Source organism: Pseudomonas sp. FP2196 (assembly GCF_030687715.1).
Taxonomy (GTDB): Bacteria; Pseudomonadota; Gammaproteobacteria; order Pseudomonadales; family Pseudomonadaceae; genus Aquipseudomonas.
The window spans coordinates 97,503-116,289 of sequence record NZ_CP117445.1; the positions used below are offsets into that span (position 1 = coordinate 97,503).

23 protein-coding genes are annotated in these 18,787 nt (G+C 59.4%); 10 read left to right on the forward strand and 13 right to left on the reverse strand.

Going from position 1 to position 18,787, the window contains the following annotated elements; all coding sequences use genetic code 11:
- Positions 1 to 67 precede the first annotated feature (67 nt).
- The gene (locus tag PSH79_RS00460; protein WP_305440712.1) at positions 68 to 712 is read left to right on the forward strand and encodes a tyrosine-protein phosphatase; all 645 of its coding nucleotides are present in this window, start codon (positions 68 to 70) and stop codon (positions 710 to 712) included.
- A gap of 9 nt (positions 713 to 721) precedes the next feature.
- Here PSH79_RS00460 and PSH79_RS00465 read toward each other — a convergent pair whose 3' ends face one another.
- From PSH79_RS00465 to prlC, 3 genes are all read right to left on the reverse strand, one after another.
- Entirely contained in the window at positions 722 to 2,752 is a 2,031-nt protein-coding gene (locus PSH79_RS00465) for a M3 family metallopeptidase (RefSeq protein WP_305440713.1), read from the reverse strand.
- 111 nt (positions 2,753 to 2,863) lie between these two features.
- Positions 2,864 to 3,154, reverse strand: coding sequence for a YheV family putative zinc ribbon protein (locus PSH79_RS00470; protein ID WP_305440714.1), 291 nt, complete (start codon positions 3,152 to 3,154; stop codon positions 2,864 to 2,866).
- Positions 3,151 to 5,229 carry an oligopeptidase A gene (gene prlC, locus PSH79_RS00475; RefSeq protein ID WP_305440715.1) on the reverse strand — a complete coding sequence of 693 codons (2,079 nt, stop codon included), beginning with the start codon at positions 5,227 to 5,229 and terminating at the stop codon, positions 3,151 to 3,153. Before prlC ends, PSH79_RS00470 begins: the two co-directional genes overlap by 4 nt.
- A gap of 62 nt (positions 5,230 to 5,291) precedes the next feature.
- On the opposite strand from prlC, the gene PSH79_RS00480 reads away from it, so the two are divergent.
- Both PSH79_RS00480 and PSH79_RS00485 read left to right on the forward strand, forming a co-directional pair.
- Complete coding sequence (locus tag PSH79_RS00480) at positions 5,292 to 5,837, forward strand: gamma carbonic anhydrase family protein (protein ID WP_305440716.1); 546 nt, start codon at positions 5,292 to 5,294, stop codon at positions 5,835 to 5,837.
- Positions 5,838 to 5,865: 28 nt separating this feature from the next.
- Complete coding sequence (locus PSH79_RS00485; RefSeq protein ID WP_305440717.1) at positions 5,866 to 6,516, forward strand: HAD family hydrolase; 651 nt, start codon at positions 5,866 to 5,868, stop codon at positions 6,514 to 6,516.
- A gap of 100 nt (positions 6,517 to 6,616) precedes the next feature.
- Here PSH79_RS00485 and PSH79_RS00490 read toward each other — a convergent pair whose 3' ends face one another.
- Positions 6,617 to 7,708, reverse strand: coding sequence for an aminopeptidase (locus PSH79_RS00490; RefSeq protein WP_305440718.1), 1,092 nt, complete (start codon positions 7,706 to 7,708; stop codon positions 6,617 to 6,619).
- A 58-nt stretch (positions 7,709 to 7,766) separates the two neighbouring features.
- On the opposite strand from PSH79_RS00490, the gene PSH79_RS00495 reads away from it, so the two are divergent.
- Together PSH79_RS00495 and PSH79_RS00500 are read left to right on the forward strand one after the other, a co-directional pair.
- A complete protein-coding gene (locus tag PSH79_RS00495; protein ID WP_305440719.1) occupies positions 7,767 to 8,189 on the forward strand; it encodes a hypothetical protein in 423 nt (140 codons plus the stop codon).
- A 40-nt stretch (positions 8,190 to 8,229) separates the two neighbouring features.
- Positions 8,230 to 8,649: a hypothetical protein gene (locus PSH79_RS00500; RefSeq protein WP_305440720.1), complete on the forward strand. Its 420-nt coding sequence runs from the start codon at positions 8,230 to 8,232 to the stop codon at positions 8,647 to 8,649.
- 6 nt (positions 8,650 to 8,655) lie between these two features.
- Here PSH79_RS00500 and PSH79_RS00505 read toward each other — a convergent pair whose 3' ends face one another.
- Together PSH79_RS00505 and PSH79_RS00510 are read right to left on the reverse strand one after the other, a co-directional pair.
- The gene (locus PSH79_RS00505; RefSeq protein ID WP_305440721.1) at positions 8,656 to 8,895 is read right to left on the reverse strand and encodes a DUF1161 domain-containing protein; all 240 of its coding nucleotides are present in this window, start codon (positions 8,893 to 8,895) and stop codon (positions 8,656 to 8,658) included.
- 262 nt (positions 8,896 to 9,157) lie between these two features.
- Positions 9,158 to 9,589, reverse strand: coding sequence for an OsmC family protein (locus PSH79_RS00510; protein WP_064389763.1), 432 nt, complete (start codon positions 9,587 to 9,589; stop codon positions 9,158 to 9,160).
- Between the two features lie 241 nt (positions 9,590 to 9,830).
- Between PSH79_RS00510 and PSH79_RS00515 the strand changes: the two genes are divergently transcribed.
- Positions 9,831 to 10,832 carry an LLM class flavin-dependent oxidoreductase gene (locus PSH79_RS00515; RefSeq protein WP_305440723.1) on the forward strand — a complete coding sequence of 334 codons (1,002 nt, stop codon included), beginning with the start codon at positions 9,831 to 9,833 and terminating at the stop codon, positions 10,830 to 10,832.
- Between the two features lie 72 nt (positions 10,833 to 10,904).
- Here PSH79_RS00515 and PSH79_RS00520 read toward each other — a convergent pair whose 3' ends face one another.
- Complete coding sequence (locus PSH79_RS00520) at positions 10,905 to 11,129, reverse strand: DUF1161 domain-containing protein (protein WP_305440724.1); 225 nt, start codon at positions 11,127 to 11,129, stop codon at positions 10,905 to 10,907.
- A 128-nt stretch (positions 11,130 to 11,257) separates the two neighbouring features.
- Positions 11,258 to 11,473 carry a dodecin gene (locus tag PSH79_RS00525; RefSeq protein WP_003187305.1) on the reverse strand — a complete coding sequence of 72 codons (216 nt, stop codon included), beginning with the start codon at positions 11,471 to 11,473 and terminating at the stop codon, positions 11,258 to 11,260.
- Positions 11,474 to 11,629: 156 nt separating this feature from the next.
- On the opposite strand from PSH79_RS00525, the gene PSH79_RS00530 reads away from it, so the two are divergent.
- Positions 11,630 to 11,956 carry a YqjD family protein gene (locus tag PSH79_RS00530; protein ID WP_042556998.1) on the forward strand — a complete coding sequence of 109 codons (327 nt, stop codon included), beginning with the start codon at positions 11,630 to 11,632 and terminating at the stop codon, positions 11,954 to 11,956.
- Here the strand turns inward: PSH79_RS00530 and PSH79_RS00535 are convergent.
- Positions 11,929 to 12,846 carry a LysR family transcriptional regulator gene (locus tag PSH79_RS00535; protein ID WP_305440725.1) on the reverse strand — a complete coding sequence of 306 codons (918 nt, stop codon included), beginning with the start codon at positions 12,844 to 12,846 and terminating at the stop codon, positions 11,929 to 11,931. The genes PSH79_RS00530 and PSH79_RS00535 overlap by 28 nt on opposite strands.
- Before the next feature lie 114 nt (positions 12,847 to 12,960).
- On the opposite strand from PSH79_RS00535, the gene trpB reads away from it, so the two are divergent.
- From trpB to PSH79_RS00550, 3 genes are all read left to right on the forward strand, one after another.
- Complete coding sequence (trpB, locus tag PSH79_RS00540) at positions 12,961 to 14,193, forward strand: tryptophan synthase subunit beta (RefSeq protein WP_305440726.1); 1,233 nt, start codon at positions 12,961 to 12,963, stop codon at positions 14,191 to 14,193.
- Positions 14,193 to 15,005 carry a tryptophan synthase subunit alpha gene (trpA, locus tag PSH79_RS00545; protein ID WP_305440727.1) on the forward strand — a complete coding sequence of 271 codons (813 nt, stop codon included), beginning with the start codon at positions 14,193 to 14,195 and terminating at the stop codon, positions 15,003 to 15,005. Before trpB ends, trpA begins: the two co-directional genes overlap by 1 nt.
- 122 nt (positions 15,006 to 15,127) lie before the next feature.
- Positions 15,128 to 15,583, forward strand: coding sequence for an anti-virulence regulator CigR family protein (locus PSH79_RS00550; protein ID WP_305440728.1), 456 nt, complete (start codon positions 15,128 to 15,130; stop codon positions 15,581 to 15,583).
- Positions 15,584 to 15,630: 47 nt separating this feature from the next.
- Here the strand turns inward: PSH79_RS00550 and PSH79_RS00555 are convergent, their stop codons facing one another.
- The 4 genes from PSH79_RS00555 to PSH79_RS00570 all read right to left on the reverse strand — a co-directional run bounded on the left by PSH79_RS00555 (position 15,631) and on the right by PSH79_RS00570 (position 18,670).
- The gene (locus tag PSH79_RS00555) at positions 15,631 to 17,592 is read right to left on the reverse strand and encodes a DUF4105 domain-containing protein (RefSeq protein ID WP_305440729.1); all 1,962 of its coding nucleotides are present in this window, start codon (positions 17,590 to 17,592) and stop codon (positions 15,631 to 15,633) included.
- Entirely contained in the window at positions 17,589 to 17,909 is a 321-nt protein-coding gene (locus tag PSH79_RS00560) for a DUF2388 domain-containing protein (RefSeq protein WP_034152281.1), read from the reverse strand. Before PSH79_RS00560 ends, PSH79_RS00555 begins: the two co-directional genes overlap by 4 nt.
- Positions 17,910 to 17,936: 27 nt before the next feature.
- Positions 17,937 to 18,245: a DUF2388 domain-containing protein gene (locus tag PSH79_RS00565; RefSeq protein WP_187680755.1), complete on the reverse strand. Its 309-nt coding sequence runs from the start codon at positions 18,243 to 18,245 to the stop codon at positions 17,937 to 17,939.
- A 107-nt stretch (positions 18,246 to 18,352) separates the two neighbouring features.
- Positions 18,353 to 18,670: a DUF2388 domain-containing protein gene (locus PSH79_RS00570; protein WP_305440730.1), complete on the reverse strand. Its 318-nt coding sequence runs from the start codon at positions 18,668 to 18,670 to the stop codon at positions 18,353 to 18,355.
- Between the last annotated feature and the right edge of the window lie 117 nt (positions 18,671 to 18,787).

An 18,787-nucleotide genomic window follows, 5' to 3' on the forward strand; every position in this document is an offset into this window, starting at 1 on the left:
TGCTTTGACCGGTAGACATCGAAGCTGCACTCCTCTCATTGAACAACGCCAATACGGTCAACCCAGCATGTCCCGAGTGCGCCTCTTTCCAGCTTTGTGTTTGACGCTTGTTGTCCTGCTGCACTTGATGCCCGCTCAGGCGGCTGACAGTTCAGTTTCTCGCCCGCCTGAATGGGCGCAACCGGTTGAAGTGCAGTACAACCTGTTCCAGATGTCGCCAACCCTCTACCGCAGCGCATTGCCTGATGGCGGTGTGGTGCCGTTGCTTAAGAATCTCAAGGTGGTCACGGTCATCAACTTCCTGCCGGACGCCGATAGCAACTGGCTGTCCGAACCGGGCATCAATCAGGTGCAGTTGCCCTATCGCACCAACCACGTCGACGACAGCGACGTGCTCAAGACCTTGCGCGCCATCGAGAGCGCCGAAGCCAATGGCGCGGTGTTGATGCATTGCAAACATGGCTCCGATCGCACCGGTCTGATGGCCGCGATGTATCGCGTGGTGGTGCAGGGCTGGAGCAAAGAGGATGCCTTGAGCGAGATGACCCAAGGCGGGTTTGGTGAGAGCGGGCACTTTCGCGACAGCGTGCGTTACGTGATGCAGGCCGATGTCGACAAGTTGCGCACCGCGCTGGCTAACGGCGATTGCAGTACCAGCGCGTTCGCAACTTGCTCAATGAAGAGCTGGTTCCAGACGGTCAATTTGAAATGATCGAACCACTTAATCGGTCGTGGTCGCAAAAAGCGCTGCGTTGATCGGCCGGTCGAGAAAGGTTTCCAGCGCTTTCAGTAACGAGCGTGAGTCGCCGGGGGCGAAGAACGCTTCGCGAAAATCCCGACCCGTTTGCGGGTCGAACACCCCGTCACGCTGAAACCGTTCGAACACTTCGGAGGCCAATACGCCAGACCACTTGTAGGCGTAGACCGATGCCTCATAACCGGTCACCAGGTAGTCAAAACCATTGGCGAAACGCCGATATCCCGACAGTTGCAGGTGAGAAACTTCACGCTGCACATCCTTGAACACTTGTTCGATGCTGCGGCTATCGCCGTGACTGCAATGAATTTGCAGATCGAACAGCGCCGTCATCAGCAACATTGCGGTTGTGCGACTGGTGTGGGCACCAATGGCAGCCAGCGCAGTGTTGACCCGAGCCTCAGTCAGCTGTTCGCCACTCTGGTAATGAGCCGCCAGCCACAACAGAAACGAGGGCGACAGGCAAAAGTGTTCGAACAACTGCCCGGCGAATTCGGCGGTATCGCGCCCCAGTTGGGAAATACCCGCCAGGTTGCGATGGGGCGATCGCGTCAGAACATGCTGCAGACAGTGGCCGAATTCGTGGAACAGCACCCGCAGATTTTCGTGAGAGAGCAGGCAGGGATGCTCGTCGGTGGCAGCCGTGAAGTTGCTATAAAGACGGACGATCGGCAGTGATGGCCGTCCCTCGGCATTGATTCGGCGAATGCGCAGGACAGTGGTGAACGCGTAGTCGGCATCCTCTTCACGGTGATAGGGATCAAAGTAGATATACCCGATCACCTGCCCGTGCTCGCTGACCTCAAAGAGCCTTACATCTTGGTGCCAGTGGCTGAGCGTCGTCTGCTCGACGATGCTGATCCCGAACAGGCGCTCGCTGAACTGACAGAGCCGACGCAAGGTGCCATCAAGCGGGAAGTATTGCCGCAAGCCTTTCAGCGCACCGTTCAATTGCTGAACGCGTAGTTGCTCGGCAAGAAAGTCTTCATCCCACGCCTGTACGTCCGCAATCCCCATCGTGTGTGCGAACGCTTTCAGGGCTTGGGTATCGCGCAGCAATGCCGGTTTATTCAAAGCCACTTGCTGACGCAAAAAGGCAGCGACCTGCTCAGGAGACGATGCCATGCGATTTTCGAGGCGTAACTGGACGTAATTCTCGAAACCCAATAACCGGGCTTTCTCGTGACGCAAGGCGACCAGTACGGTCAGCACCGGATCGTTATCGAGTTTGTCCGCCCGGGGGCCCTGGTCGGACGCCCGGGAAAACCAGGCAGTGAAATACGCCTCGCGCAGCGCCCGGTCCTGTGCATGGGTCAAGATTTGCCGGTACGTGTTTTGATCCAGCGTGAGCAGCCAGCCGTCGTGTCCTGCCTGTTTGGCATTGAGGGCCAGACGCGCCTTTGCCGCGGCAGACAGGCCTTGAAGCTGCGCGACGTCGTCGATGCGCTTGCTCCATGCGCCGTTTGCCAGCTCCAGATTGCTTTTAAACAGTTGCTCCATACTTTTGATGTCGCGGTTCAGGCGGGTGAGTTTTTGCTGCTGTGCAGGCGGTAATTCGATACCGGACAAACGGAATTTGCGCAGAATCTTCGCCAGCGAGGCTTTGCGCTGATCATCGAAACTCGCCGCCACCGAACTCTTCGCCAGACGTTGATAAACACGGTAGAGCGCCAGGTTAGCGGCCTTGTCGGCCTTGTACTGGGCCGCGACAAGGCTGCACAGCGAGCTTTCCCTGAGCCAGTCGATATCATCGGGTTTGACGGTCGAGAGGGTTTCAATGACGCCTATGGCTTCCTCCAGACGAGCATCGGCCTCATCAATGGCAACCACCAGATCGTCCCAGCCAGGATGTTCGGTCTGGCTGGTGATCACTTGCGCAATGATCTGGCGGTTTTCGGCAACGATCACGTTGATGGCCGGGAGCAGATGCTCGGCGCGAATCGCCGACCACGGGGGCAGGGTCCAGTTTTGTAACAGCGGATTGGTGTCAGGCATGGCGTCTTCCTTGAGGCGCGGCTGAAAGGGCCAGCCTAAGCAGGAAGAGCGGGATAAGGGCGGTAGATAGTTACCACCTTCCACCGCCTAGCGACGGAAGGTGGCAGTGACTCATTGTTGCGGGTCAGGCTTTTTCGCAAGCTTGGGGTTGGGGAAGAACTGCACCGCCTGAACCTTCTTGTCCGGCGGTGGCTTGAGCGCGCTGGTGTTGACCCGCGTGCCCAGCTCTTTTGGAACCGAAAGCCCTTGCTCGTTCAGCGTGTCGGAGTAACCGCAGGCCACGCATTCGCGGTGCGGCACACTGTCCTCGTTCCACATCATCAACTTGTCCGGCTCGCTGCACGCCGGGCAGACCGCCCCGGCGATAAAGCGCTTCTTGGTAATCACAGGCGCCTCACTCATGCTGCCGCGTCCTCACTCAGGCCGCTATGGCGCAAGAGTGCGTCAATTGAAGGCTCACGACCACGGAAGTCGACGAACAGCACCATCGGTGCCTGCGAACCGCCGCGCGCCAGAATCGCTTCGCGGAAGGCGCGACCGGTTTCAGCGTTGAGCACGCCGTCCTCTTCGAACTTCGAGAACGCATCGGCCGACAGCACTTCCGCCCACTTGTAGCTGTAGTAACCCGCTGCGTAACCTCCGGCAAAGATGTGCGCGAAGCTGTTCGGGAAGCGGTTGTAGGCCGGTGGGCGCATCACCGAAACCTCGTCACGCACACCTTCCAGCACCTGCAATACGCTGCGGCCATCGCCGTGTGTGGCGTGCAGTTCGAAGTCGAACAGCGAGAATTCCAGTTGCCGAACCATCATCAGGCCGGACTGGAAGTTTTTCGCCGCGAGCATTTTTTCCAGCAGATCCTGTGGCAGTGGCTCGCCGGTTTCGTAGTGACCGGAAATCAGTGCCAGGCCTTCCGGCTCCCAGCACCAGTTTTCCATGAACTGGCTCGGCAGCTCGACCGCGTCCCACGCCACGCCGTTGATGCCCGAAACGCCGGCGTGATCAACGCGGGTCAGCAGGTGATGCAGGCCATGACCGAATTCGTGGAACAGGGTGGTGACTTCATCGTGGGTCAGCAGCGCGGGCTTGCCGCTGTCGGCCGGGGTGAAGTTGCACACCAGGTTGGCCACCGGGCTTTGCAGCACGCCGTCGACGGTGCGGCGACGGTCGCGGGCGCCGTCCATCCACGCACCGCCACGCTTGTTGGCGCGGGCATACAGGTCGAAGAAGAAGCGGCCGACGTGCTGGCCGTTTTCCTTGATTTCGAACAGACGGACATCCGGGTGCCAGGTGTCGAAGCCTTTTTGTTCAGCGATCTCTATGCCGTACAGGCGTTGAACGATGGCGAACAGACCGCCCAGCACTTTGTCGATCGGGAAGTAGGCGCGCAGGGTTTCCTGGGCGACGCTGTAGCGTTGTTCGCGGAGTTTTTCCCCGTAGAAACCGCTGTCCCAGCTTTGCAGATCGGCGCAGCCCTGTTCGGCGGCGTAGGCGCGCAGCTGTTGCAGATCCTGTGCGGCGAACGGTTTGCTGCGCTTGGCCAGATCCCGCAGGAAGCTCAGCACCTGATCGCTGGACTCGGCCATTTTGGTCGCCAGGCTCAGCTCGGAGAAGCTGGCAAAACCCAACAGTCTGGCCAGTTCCTGACGCAGATCCAGAATCTCTTCCATCACCGGGGTATTGTCGTTCTGGCCGGCATTCGGGCCTTGATCCGAGGCGCGGGTGCAGTAGGCGGCGTAGACTTCTTCGCGCAGCGCACGGTCCTGGGCGTAGGTCATCACCGCGTAATAGCTCGGGAATTCCAGGGTGATCAGCCAGCCATCAAGGCCTTTGGCCTGTGCAGCGGCGGTCATTTGCGCCTTGGCCGAATCGGTCAGGCCGGCGAGGGCGGCTTCGTCGGTGACGTGCTTGGTCCAGGCCTGAGTGGCGTCGAGCAGTTGATTGGAGAAACGGCTGCCCAGCTCGGACAGTTTGCTTTGCACTTCGGCGTAGCGCTTCTGATCGGCTTCAGGCAGGTCGATACCTGACAGGCGGAAATCGCGCAGGGCGTGTTCCAGAATGGTTTTTTGCGCCACATCGAAACCGGCGGCTTCCGGGCTGTTGGCCAAGGCTTCATACGCCTGGAACAGTTCGCGGTTCTGGCCCATCTCGGTGGAGTAGGCGCTCAGGGCCGGCAGGCACGACTCGTAGGCTTCACGCAGCTCGGCACTGTTGCACACGGCGTTGAGGTGGCTGACCGGGCTCCATGCCGCACCGAGGCGATCATTGAGTTCATCCATCGCCAGCACCAGGCCGGCCCAGGTAGGGTTCTGACCTTGGCTCTTGAGGATGTCGGCGATGGCGGCGCGGTTGTCGGCGAGGATGGTTTCGATCGCTGGCAGGACATGTTCGGCACGGATCGTGGAGAACGGCGGCAGGTCGTAGGACTGCAGAAGAGGGTTGTTCACGCTCACGGTTGGCACCTTGGCTGGAAGAAACATGCGCCCATCTTAATTACAATCGACACTCACCGCAGCTATCGGCGACAGAGAGAGAACTAATCGTGTCCCTTCGCAAATACCAGAATCACACCCCGCAGTTGAGCAAAGGCGCGTTTGTCGACGCCTCGGCGGTGGTGATCGGCGACGTCGAAATCGGCGAAGACAGCTCCGTCTGGCCGCTGACCGTCATCCGTGGCGACATGCACCGTATCCGCATCGGTGCGCGCACCAGCGTGCAGGACGGCTGTGTGTTGCACATCACCCACGCCGGCCCTTTCAACCCGGACGGCTTTCCGCTGCTGATCGGCGACGATGTAACCATCGCCCACAAAGTCATGCTCCACGGCTGCACGGTAGGCAGCCGCGTGCTGATCGGCATGGGCAGCATCGTCATGGACGGCGCGGTGGTCGAAGACGACGTGATCATCGGCGCCGGCAGCCTGGTGCCGCCGGGCAAACGCCTGGAAAGCGGTTTTCTGTACGTGGGTAGCCCGGTGAAACAGGTCCGTGCGTTGACCGAAAAGGAAAACGCCTTCTTCACCTACAGCGCGGCGAACTACGTGAAGCTCAAGGACCTGCACCTGGCCGAAGGCTACGACCAGCTCTGAATCGACTTACACCTGCTCAGGATTTCTCATGCATTACCAGACCGTACTGTTCGACCTCGATGGCACCTTGACTGACCCGCGTGAGGGCATCACCCGTTCCATCCAGTTCGCCTTGGGCAAACTCGGCATCGACGAGCCGGATCTGACCAAACTGGAACACTTCATCGGCCCACCGCTGTTGCAGGCGTTCATGCAGTTTTATGGGTTTGACGAGGCCAAGGCGTGGGAGGCGGTGAATTTCTATCGTGAGCGCTTCAGGGTCACCGGTCTGTATGAGAACCAAGTGTTCGAGGGTGTAACGCCGTTGCTGGAAACCCTCAGCGGCCAGGGGCGAGCGCTATATATCGCGACGTCCAAGCCGTGGGTCTTCGCCCGCGAGATCGCCCGGCATTTCGACTTTGCACGGCACTTCAAGGTGATTTACGGCAGTGAGCTGGATGGCACGCGGACCAACAAGGTTGAGCTGATTGCTCATCTGATGGCCGAGGAAGGGCTGGATCCGGCGAATACGCTGATGATTGGCGATCGCAAGCATGACTTGATCGGCGCGCGCAGCAACGGGCTGGATGCGGCGGCGGTGGGGTATGGGTTTGGCAGTTTTGAAGAGTTGAATGCCGAAGCGCCGACCTTCCACTTTGAAACGCTGGCCGAGTTGCATCAGGCGTTTTTGCGGCGCTAGTCAATACGCCATTGCTGGCAAGCCAGCTCCCACAAGGATCCATGTGAACCTGAGCGTCCCGTTCACCTGTGGGAGCTGGCTTGCCAGCGATGAGGCCAGTTCAGCCACTGAAGGACTTAGCCTCTGTGAGCGCTTTCAATGCCGCTTTGCGCTCTGCGACAGGGAGCCCCCCCAACCGCTCGACCTCCGCATAAAACCTCACCCAATCCCCCCCGACCTGCCTGAACAAAGCAGCAAACGCCGGCACCCATTGGTCATACAGCCCAAACGGCAACAGCCGGGCATTGTTCAGTGGCGCCTTGACCCAGGCGTCATAACGCTTGTCCCCGGCCCACTGACTGTCTCGTATCAGCCGATAATCCCGGCGAAACTCCTCGAACTGCGCCGCTTTGCGCTCACGCATCTGTTCGACCGGCAGCGGCTGGGCATAGAGTTTTTCCAGGCGTGAGCGCGTATTCAGCACCAGCTCGATGAACTGATCACGCTGCTTGAGCTTTGAATCGGTGTCCGGTGGCAACCCACGAAACGCGCGCCACTGCCGCGTGCCTTCCTGCTCGACAAACGTGGCGAAAGACTCGTTGAACTCAGTGTCGTCCTTCACATAAAAGCGCTGATGCGCCAGTTCATGAAAGATCAGCGTGGTCAGGCGTTCGTCACCCCAGCCCATCATCGAATTGAGGATTGGGTCGTCGAACCAGCCCAGCGTCGAATAGGCCTCGACGCCACCTATCGACACGTCCATCCCCTGCAAACGCTGAATCGCCGCTTCGCCCCGCGCCGCGCTTTGGCTGTAGTAGCCGCGATAAGCCACGCACCCGGCAATCGGGAAGCAATGGTTTTGCGGGGTCAGGGAAAATTCCTGGGTGGCGAAGACGTTCCACACCACAAACGGCCGGCCGATGTCGGCGTACAAGCGATAGCTCTGGTTATTCGGCAGATGCAGTTGCTCGCTGGCGAAGGCCCGGGCCTTTTGCGAATGGGCCAGACGCGTGCGCAGTTTCGCATCGCGATTCGGGTCGGCGATCACCTCGGCCACCGGTTCCCGCGCCCGCAGCAATTGCAACTGACCACCGGCCAATTGGCTGTAATAGCTGACGCTGGAACAACCGTTGAGCAACAAAAGCATCACACCCGGAAACAAAATCCGAAAAACGCGATCAAGTAACCGATGGCTTGGAAGCGGCCTGATCAAAATAAGAAATCCCTGGAAAGTCTGCCCGCAAGACTATCCCGCCCATTGGAGCTTCGCTATGCGCACGTTGATGCTGACAGGAGGCCTGCTGACGCTGGCCGGTTGTGCCGGATTCGGAATGCCCGATCCTGACCCTTCGCAAGCCTGGATTGATCTGAATGCCAGGCAACAGGACGCGGCGCTGCAAGCGCTGCAGGTCGACAGCAAGGCTGCCGTCGACAAACGTTACTTCGAGGTGCAGCCCGGCAGTCATGAACTGAAGGTGCGTTATCAGTTTCCGGTGGAGGCGACCAACATCGGCCCCGACGCCGAGCCGCTTTGGCGCGATTGCCAGTTGAACGTCAAATTCAAGGACTTCAACGCTGGCCAGCGTTATCAGTTGCAGGCCGGCAGTATCGGATTCAGGCCTTGGGCCAAGCTCTATGACGAGCAGCGCAAGGTCGTGGGTCAGGGCATTCCGGCTGGCTGTCAGAAAACCTGATCGGCGTTATGCTGGATGTCCAATTCAAAGGACATTGATCATGCGCAGGTTGACGCTGTTGCTTGCTGCAAGTGTGGTTGCTGGTTGCCAGAGCCCGATGCCGGCGGCCGACCCCGGCAAAGCCTGGGTCGACTTTGCCATGCCCACGCCCGGCGGCAAGGTGCTGATGGCCGAGCGGCTGGATAATGTGCGCCTGCAGGACGGGCGGTTTTTCCAGGTCGCGCCGGGCAGCCATGAGCTGACGGTTCGCTTTGACTTCGAGATATTCGGCGGTGGGCAGGGCATGGATACCGATCCGCAGGAGCGGTTGTGTTACATGACCCTGCGTTATGACCATTTCGAAGCCGGGCAACGTTATAGGCTTGAGGCGCGGTCGCTGGCGTTCACGCCAAGCGCCCGGTTGATCAATCGCCAGGGGCAGATCGTAGCCGAAGAGCGTCAGGTCAACTGCGTGCCCTGAGCAAGATCAGTCGTTGTTCTTTTGATAGACGATTGCTTTGGTGCCGTTCTCGCAAGAACCGACAACCATGGCGATGTCGTGTTTTGCGGCTTCTTCCTTGGTGACGATTTCCAGCGTGTAGGACGGCACGGCTTTAGCCTGGATCTTTACCTCGATCTCTTTCCTGAGTTCTTCGCAGTCTTTGGGTGCGGCGAAAACCGATGTGGCCAGTGCACTGCAGAGGATCGCCAAGCCAATACGTTTCATCAATGTAGCTCCTTGAGGCAGCGCGCACGGGTGTGCGCTGAAGCTGCTGTGACTTATTCGACCACACTTTCACCGAGCAGGTTCTGACTTCGCTCACACCTTGAGCTTTGTGGCGAATGGCGGATCGCTTTCGCGAGCAGGCTCGCTCCCACAAGGGATCCCGGTTGTTCACAGAAAATGTGTCCGCTGGAGATCGAATGTGGGAGCGAGCCTGCTCGCGAAGGCGTCGGTGCTGCCAACGCCTGAATCGCGCCTTGGAAAATCAGCTGACCAACGATGCCTCAAGAGTGATCTTGGCGTTCAGAACCTTGGACACCGGGCACCCTTCCTTGGCCTTGTTGCTCAGCTCTTCAAACTGCGCCTGAGTCGCCCCCGGAATTTTCGCCTTGAGGATCAGCTTCACCGCAGTGATCGCAAACCCACCGTCCACTTGGTCGAGGGTCACTTCAGCATTCGTGTCAATGCTGTCGGCCTTCAGGCCGGCATCGCCGAGAATCATTGAAAACGCCATGGAGAAACAACCGGCATGGGCTGCGCCGATCAGTTCTTCCGGGTTGGTGCCCTTACCACCCTCGAAGCGGGCCTTGAAGCCGTAGGGGGCTTCTCTGAGGACGCCGGTCTCGGTGGAAATCGAGCCGATGCCGGTTTTCAGATCACCTGCCCAATGTGCGGATGCTTTCTTAACAATAGCCATGTCTGCCTCCTCAAGATCTGGTGCGGAACGCCGCGCCATCGTGGTTTTTGCTTGCAAGGCTTCTGAGGATAGACGCCGGAACAAAGTTCAGCTCATCTGAATGGTTGACTTTTTTAGTAGGAAATTTCGCCTGTGCTATTGAAATTCGGGTATATGCCCACATTGCACAAAACACGCTTATGGATTCGGCAGGTTTTCGTTCGCAAGAAAAACCTGCCTCCTCACTCGGAGAAGCAGGTTTATGAAGCAACTCTCGGACGTAAAATTTTCTACCCTCGATCTGGTTCCGGTGCGAGAAAACGGCAGCCCGGCGCAGTCTTTGCGCAATTCCCTGGACTTGGCGCAGCATGTCGAGAAATTAGGCTACACGCGGTTTTGGGTAGCTGAGCACCACAACATGGACGGCATCGCCAGTTCCGCGACCTCGGTGCTGCTGGGTTATCTGGCCGGTGGTACATCGACGATTCGCGTCGGTTCGGGCGGCGTCATGCTGCCCAACCACGCGCCGCTGGTGATCGCCGAGCAGTTCGGCACCCTTGAAAGCCTGTATCCGGGGCGGATCGATCTCGGTCTGGGCCGCGCGCCGGGTTCCGATCAAATGACCGCCCGAGCCCTGCGCCGTGAGCGTTCCGGTAGTGCCGACGATTTCCCTGAAGACGTTGCCGAACTGGCGCGCTTCCTTGGCCCGCGCACGCCGGATCAACGGGTGATCGCGATGCCGGGCACCGGCACCCATGTGCCGATCTGGCTGCTCGGTTCCAGCCTGTTCAGTGCGCAACTGGCCGGTGAGCGCGGTTTGCCCTACGCCTTTGCCTCGCATTTCGCCCCGCGCTTCATGCACGAGGCGATCCGTGTCTATCGCAATCACTTCAAGCCGTCGGCGGTGCTGGACAAGCCGTACGTGATGCTCGGTGTGCCATTGGTGGCAGCCGATACCGACGAGCAGGCCGATTATCTGGCGACCTCGGTGTACCAGCGAATCCTCGCGCTGATGCGTGGGCAAAGCCTGGTGCAACGTCCGCCCGTGAAAACCATGGACGGCCTGTGGCTGCCCCATGAACGTGAGGCGGTAGGTGACTTCCTCGGTCTGGCGATGGTCGGCAGTCCACAGAAGATCCGCGCCAAGCTGGAGGTGCTGGTCGAGCAGACCCAGGCGGATGAGTTGATCTTTACCTGTGACCTGTATGAGCACGCTGATCGCTTGCATTCGTACGAACTGCTGGCGCAGGTCATGAAGGGCTGACTCGGCCCGTGGGGCATCATCGTGCATAAAAAAGCCGACGCATTCACGTCGGCTTTTGCATTTCAGGCGCGATCAACCGCGCTTGTAGACGATTTCCTTGGTGCCACCTTCGCAGGTGCCAACGACCTCGCCACCAGCGGCTGCGCCCTTATCAACAATCTCCAGCGAATACCCGGAAACGCCCTTGGCATCCAGCTTCGCCGCAATCTCGCTTTTCAGCTCTTCACAAGGCTTGCCGGCAGCAAACGCACCACCCGCAAGGCTCAACAAACCTACTGCCAATATGAACTTCTTCATCGGTCGCACTCCCTGGTCGGATTAATAAAGGCGGGCATCGGGTCATCCACCCGATGCGCTCACCCTGTAGCGCTTTGCCATTCCTATGGCACTCGGCCAGCGCGCAAGTTCAGAAGCGTAGACCAAACTCAGCTACTGGCGATGCGAAACCCGACTTTCAAAGTCACTTGAAAGTGCGCCGCCTTGCCGTCCTTGATGTGGCCGCGGGTCTCGGTCACTTCAAACCATTCAAGGTGCTTGATGCTCTTGTTGGCTTCAGCCAACGCGTTGTTGATGGCGTCTTCGATGCTGGTGGCAGACGAACCGACCAGCTCGACTTTCTTGTACGTGTGATGGTCACTCATGGCGATCTCCTTGGCGTGTGGATTTGAGACTAGCAGTGAATTGCACTGTTGATTTCGGTGCTCCAGTGCAGGCGAAGTTCAGATTTTCTGCACTTTCTCAAACCGTTGAAGTCCCAACCAACACACGCCACTCATCACCAATGCAGGAGAGCCACCATGGCCAACACCTCTTTACGTAAAGCCTCATTGCAAAGCATGGAAGCGGAGATCGAGAGTCTGCTCAAGTCGTTGGAAGGCCTCAAAGACGATGCTTCCGACGAGTCGCGCAAAACCCTCAAGGCGCTGAAAAGCAATGCTGAAAGTGCGCTGAAACATTCGCGTCACCTGCTCAGCGATGCCTATGAAGAAGTCAAAGTGAAAACCCGTGAGACCGGGATCGCCACCCGCGATTACGCTCAGGAACATCCATGGACGACTGCCGGTGTGGCGGTCGGTGCACTGGGTCTGCTCGCGGCTTACTTGCTGTTCAAGCGCGGCGAATGATCGCTCTGGCGCAGTTCATTCTTGAGCCATTGCGCCAGTTGCCGGGCGCGCCCGTCTGCGGCGCGCTTGGGTAGCCACAATGCCAGTTGCGCCGGGGTTTCACAGAAGCCCCACGGCGCAACCAGGCGACCCGCCTTCAGATCCTCGGTGACCAGTGGCTCTGGTGCGATTGCCACCCCGAGACCTGCAACCGCTGCTTCCAGCAAATAATACAAATGTTCAAAACCTTGTCCGAGCTTCAACGCTTTGGCGTGGAGGTGGCTTTGTTGTGCCCAGCTTGGCCAGGCTTGCGGACGGGATGTCGTGTGCAAGAGCGGTTCGTTGAGTAACGCCTCGGCAGACGCCGTTTGCAGGCGTTGATAGCCGCTGAACAGCGGGCTCAGCACTGGGCCGATGCGTTCGGCAGCCAATTCATACACCTGCATGTCCGCCGGCCATGGCGGTTCGGCAAACAGCAGCAGAGCATCCAGACCCGGACGCCTCGGATCGAGATCGCCTTCTCCTGCCGACAGGTGCAGGCGCAAATCCGGCAGATCAGCGTTCAGCCGACCCAGTCGCGGAATAAACCAGCGCGCCAGCAGACTCCCCGAGCAACCGAGCACGAACGGCGCATCGGCGGTGCTTTGCGTCAGCTCCGCACAAACACTGCGCAACCGGTCAAACGCTTCGCCACTGGCATCGCGTAGTCGCACGCCGGCATCTGTGAGTTTCAAGCCGCGTCCATCCTTGACGAACAGACTGACGCCAAGGTGTTCTTCCAGCACTTTCAGCTGTCGACTCACTGCGCCATGGGTGACGTGCAGCTGTTCGGCGGCCTGACTGACGCTGTTCAGCCGGGCAGTGGCTTCGAAGGCGCGCAGGGCATTCAGCGGGGGAAGGTCGTGGCTCATGGTATCTGTGAGTTTTCCTGACAGGTTGCGGCGATCTTATCGGTTTTCAGCTTAGAAGGTCAGGGGTAGAGTGGTCGTCATTGTCTTTTGACCCGAATTCTCCTGGAGCACACCATGACCCAGACTTCGCACAACTCCGATCTGCGTAACGGCCCTGACGCCAACGGCCTGTTCGGTTCGTTCGGTGGCCGCTACGTCGCTGAAACCCTGATGCCGTTGATCCTCGATCTGGCCCGGGAATACGAAACGGCCAAAGATGATCCTGCATTCAAAGAAGAATTGGCCTACTTCCAGCGTGACTACGTCGGACGTCCGAGCCCGCTGTACTTCGCTGAGCGCCTGACCGAGTTTTGCGGCGGCGCCAAGATCTACCTCAAGCGCGAAGAGCTGAACCACACCGGCGCGCACAAGATCAACAATTGCATCGGCCAGATCCTGCTGGCGCGGCGCATGGGCAAAAAACGCATCATCGCCGAAACCGGCGCCGGCATGCACGGTGTGGCGACTGCCACCGTGGCTGCGCGCTTCGGTCTGGACTGTGTGATCTACATGGGCACCACTGACATCGAGCGTCAGCAGGCCAACGTATTCCGCATGAAGTTGCTGGGCGCCGAGGTGATCCCGGTGGTTGCCGGCACCGGCACCCTGAAAGATGCGATGAACGAAGCGCTGCGTGACTGGGTGACCAACGTCGACAGCACTTTCTACCTGATCGGCACCGTGGCCGGCCCGCACCCGTATCCGGCAATGGTTCGCGACTTCCAGGCCGTGATCGGCAAGGAAACCCGTGACCAGTTGCAAGCTCAGGAAGGTCGTCTGCCTGACAGCCTGGTGGCGTGCATCGGGGGTGGTTCCAACGCCATGGGCCTGTTCCACCCGTTCCTCGACGACAAAAGCGTTGAAATCATCGGCGTCGAAGCCGCCGGTTACGGTATCGAAACCGGTAAACACGCAGCCAGCCTCAACGGCGGTGTGCCGGGTGTGTTGCACGGCAACCGCACCTTCCTGTTGCAGGACGACGATGGCCAGATCATCGACGCCCACTCGATTTCCGCCGGTCTCGATTACCCGGGCATCGGCCCGGAACACGCCTGGTTGCATGACATCGGCCGCGTCCAGTACACCTCGGTGACCGACGACGAAGCCCTCGAGGCGTTCCACAAATGCTGCCGTCTGGAAGGGATCATTCCTGCACTGGAAAGCGCCCACGCTCTGGCTGAAGTGTTCAAACGCGCACCGAAACTGCCGAAGGATCACCTGATGGTGGTCAACCTGTCTGGCCGTGGCGACAAAGACATGCAGACCGTGATGCACCACATGGAACAGTCCAAGCAGGAGAAACACTGATGAGCCGCCTGCAAACCCGTTTTGCCGAACTCAAACAACAGAATCGTGCCGCGCTGGTGACCTTCGTCACCGCCGGTGATCCGGACTACGACACTTCGCTGGCGATCCTCAAGGGCTTGCCGAAGGCCGGTGCCGACGTGATTGAGCTGGGCATGCCGTTCACCGACCCGATGGCTGACGGCCCGGCGATTCAACTGGCCAACATCCGGGCGCTGGGCGCCAAGCAGAATCTGGCGAAAACCCTGCAAATGGTTCGCGAATTCCGCGAGGACAACAGCGACACCCCGCTGGTGCTGATGGGTTATTTCAACCCGATTCACAAGTTTGGCGTTGAGCGTTTCATCGCTGAAGCCAAAGACGCTGGCGTTGATGGCCTGATCGTCGTCGACATGCCGCCAGAGCACAACGAAGAGCTCTGCGACCCGGCCCAGGCTGCCGGTCTGGATTTCATTCGCCTGACCACGCCGACCACCGACGACGCACGTCTGCCAAAGGTGCTCAACGGCAGTTCCGGTTTTGTTTACTACGTATCAGTGGCCGGTGTGACCGGTGCCGGTGCGGCGACGCTGGAGCATGTCGAAGAGGCAGTGACCCGTCTGCGCCGCCATACCGATCTGCCTATCAGCATCGGCTTCGGCATCCGTACACCGGAGCAAGCGGCGTCCATCGCACGCTTGGCCGACGGTGTGGTGGTGGGTTCGGCTCTGATCGATCACATTGCCAACGCCACTACGCCGGATCAAGCCATCGACGGCGTGTTGAGCCTGTGCTCGGCGCTATCCGAAGGCGTGCGTAAGGCCCGCGTCAGCTGAAGGTAAAGTTCCTGATACAGAGGAATTAGCACCTCGCGACACAGACTAAATGAGCAAGATCGAGGGCTTCAGGACTACGTTCTGAAGCCCTTTTTGCTGTCAGTGCAGTGAGGAAAGACCGAATGAAAATGCCGAAACGTCTGATTGCCGGATTGGGTGTACTGATGATCAGCGCGACTCCGCTGCTGGCCAGTGCCGATCAGCGCGATGATCATGACCGCGGCGGCCCGCAACAGGGCCACTACGATAACCGTGGGGACAATCGCGGTGACGACCACCGTGGCCCGCAGAACGACCACCGTGGTGGTCCGCCACCGCGCGACTTCGGCCCGGTGCGCCAGACCATTCGCGACAATCACGGCTACTTCGTGCGCGGAGCACCGCCACCGCCGGGCATCCATCTTGAACGTGGCCGGCCATTGCCGCACGGTTATTACGGTGAGCGCCTGGATGGTCGTGCGTTAGGTCGTTTGCCGGTCTATCCGGGTTACGAATGGCGCCGGGCCGGGGGCGACATCGTGCTGATCGCGGTGGGTACCGGGATCGTTTATGAAATTCTGGATGGGGTTTTGTACTGATTCACAGCCTATAAAAAAGATCGCAGCCCAGGCTGCGATCTTTCGTTTCAGGGCAACTCCAGCCCGCCCGAGGCTTTGTGCAGTTTGCGCAAATGCTCGCCAATCTGTTTCACGTTGGTCTCACTGGCGGCAATCTCGGCAGCGCGCTTGGGCTCCAGTAGCTTACGCACCTCCGTGTCCAGATCGCCGGACAGTGCCAACAGCTTTTTCTGCCGTTGGCTGCTTTCCGCTTCCAGTCGGCTGAATTCGCTCGGTTGCGGCAAACCGTAACCCTTGGAATCAAGCAGTTCAGCTGGACGACTGAGGAAGCCGCTGTTGGCGAGGATTTCCTGCAAGGTCGCGTTGGCCTTGTCCATCCCGCCGTTTTCCAGCTCGCGTGCACCGAGGTAACGCTGCTTGACCTCATCCTGTGCCAGCAGCAACTGTCGGCGATAACTCGCTTGCTCGAGCAGCAACAGTGCAGCGCTAGTGCGCAGGTCGGCACGGTCGAACCATTCACGGCGTTGTTCGGCGGTCAACGAAAGCCATTCTTCAACAGTGTTCTGTTTGATCGGCAATTGCTTCTTCAATACGTCGAACATCGCCTGATAGCGATCGCGGAAGGAGTCGAATCGATAACCCAGACGCAGCGCCTCTTTCGGATCATCCAGCACGCTGGTATCAGCCAGCCCCCGGCCCTTGAGCACTTCCAGCAATCCGTTGGGCATGATGCTGTCCAGGCCGGTGAGCTGGGCGTTGTTGCTGCCGCTACGCAACAGTTTCAGGCCTTCCACCGCGCAGTTGTTGGACAGGAAGAAGTAGTTGCCGTCGTAGCTCCAATGCATCTCGGCGGCGTGTTCGACCACGCCTTCGATCTCGCTGCGTGACAGGTTCAGCGGCACCGAGGCGAGGCTGCGCAGTTCGGTCTTGGTGTATTCGTCGATCACTTGGGCCAACGGCAGGACGAACAGTCGCGACGGGTATTTTCCGACCAATCCGTCCCAACTCGACAACTGCACATCACCCACGAAGGCGCGATACGACAGCACCAGATGCTGATCCAGATCGAGCCGGCAATCCGGGCCGCGCGGCCGACCGGGTGCGCAGATCACCAGACGCAACATGCTGTGGCCCCAACGACTGACCCAGTTCTGATTGGCCTCGGCCAGCAAGTAATCTACGGCGTAGACACGTTCGGGATCGACTTGGCCCAACGGCTGTTTGGCGAAGTCGTTGCCGGCATTGAGGAAGGCGAACGTCTTGCTGCAAGTGTCCTTGGCTGACGGCGCCCAGCCGAAGTGCTCCTTGTAATACTGATACAGCGCCGGACGCCGGCAGGCGTAGCTCGGGTCGAGGAGGAAATACTCCATGTTGACCGCGACAAACTCTTTCGGGCTGGAGATCTCGTACAGATCCGGGCTACGGGCGATCTGCCGGTTGTGTTGCTCACGCTCGCCACGACGGCCGACGTATTGCTGCCAACCGGCGAGGTCGAGCAGACGCGGATCATCGCTGAGGGTAAAGCGGCGGCCGTTCTGGCCGCGGCATTCATCGGGGATGCCGATCAGCCCGGCGCTGTTGAAACGCCGGGTGCAACGCTGGATCAGCGTGCGTTCGGCACTCGGCCACAAACGCGCGCGGTCATAAATGTGGGTGATTTCGTGCAGCACCGTGGCGAGCAGTTCCTGACGCACAGTGCCGTGGGGGCGATTGGTTTTTTCTTTGGCCGCGCTGCCATCGGTGAGACTGGCGAGCAATTTGCGGTTCAGATCAAGTTCAGCGACCAGCGTGGCCTGGCCATAGGCATTGCCGGGCATATCATCGGTCCAGCCGACATCGATGCGCCGATCCAGCCGCTCGATGAAGCTCGGCGGCAATGCCTGCATGGCTTCATCGATCAGCGCCTGACTGGCCTGTTGTTGGGCGGGCGTCAGACCGTCGGTCTTGAGCCGTAATTGCAGGCCGGCGTGGGCGTTGTTGCCAAGCAGCAACAACGCCCCGGCCAGTAGCCAGGCGCCGAGTGACTTCACAGTGCGAGGATGGCTTCGGCGAGTACCTGATCACTGGCGTCACGCGCTTCCGGCACGCGTGTACGCAAGGTGTTGAGCGCGGCTTCCAGATGCGCGCCACGGATATCACCGTTGCTGGCAACGAAACTGGCGGCGTCGTCGTGGGCTTCGCGGATGATTTTCGAGTCGCGAATCGATGTGGTGGTGTCGGAGGTGAAATCGATAGTGCGCTGGGAGGCACGAACGATGATGTTACTGGTGGCTACCAGGGTGTGCGCCTGGGCCACGTCGGCCAACAAAAACAGGCCAAGGGCGGCAGCAATCAGCGGGCTACGCATGGAACGACTCCGGAAGGACAAAGATAGCTATTGGACGAGAATTGCTTGCGCCAGTTCAAGGTCGCTTACATGAAGTTTCGGCCGGGTTTTACGCAGGTAGTGCAGCGCGGATTCCAGTCGAGCGCCTCGCAGTTCTCCGTCACTGGCAACAAACACTGCCGCATCATCGTGAGCGGCGAGCAGCAGTTTACGGTCGAAAGGCGCGGAAGACACCATGCCGGTCGCCCAAACGCTGACGACGGTGTTCTGTGTCGACATATCGAAGGCATCGACCGACGTCGTCCAGCAGGCAGTTAACAATACAGATGGGAAAAGCAGATTTTGAAGAAAACGCATGGGACTCGGTAACGGTTGGCGAGCCGCAAGGCTAGCGCAATGCCTGTTCTAGAGCCAGCGTCGAAACATCGGGACACGACCGGTGTGTCCCGCGATACCGCGATCGCTTAGATCGTCAGAATGGCCTGAGCCAACTGAGCATCGGTAGCTTGCAACTGTGGCGCCTGACGACGGATGTGATCCAGTGCGCTTTCCAGTTTCACACCACGAATATCGCCTTGGCTGGCGACGAAGCTGGCAGCGTCGTCACGGGCAGCAAGCACAATTTTGTCGTCACGGAAGGACGAAGTAACGTCGGAAGTGGCATCGGACGAGGACTTCAGGGCACCGACGACAGCGTCGGTAGTCACGATGAAACTGGTGGCGCTGGCGTTGGCAGCCACGGCCAGCAGGGCGGCAGCGCTGAGCAGACGAAGACGGGACATGGTGGAACTCCTGTGGATGAACCGAGTTGAGAGGTGGCCCGGTATCTGAGGAGTCAGACGCCAGTTGCACAGCATTCGCCACGTTCTACGTTGATATTAGGCCGGGTGGTGCGAACG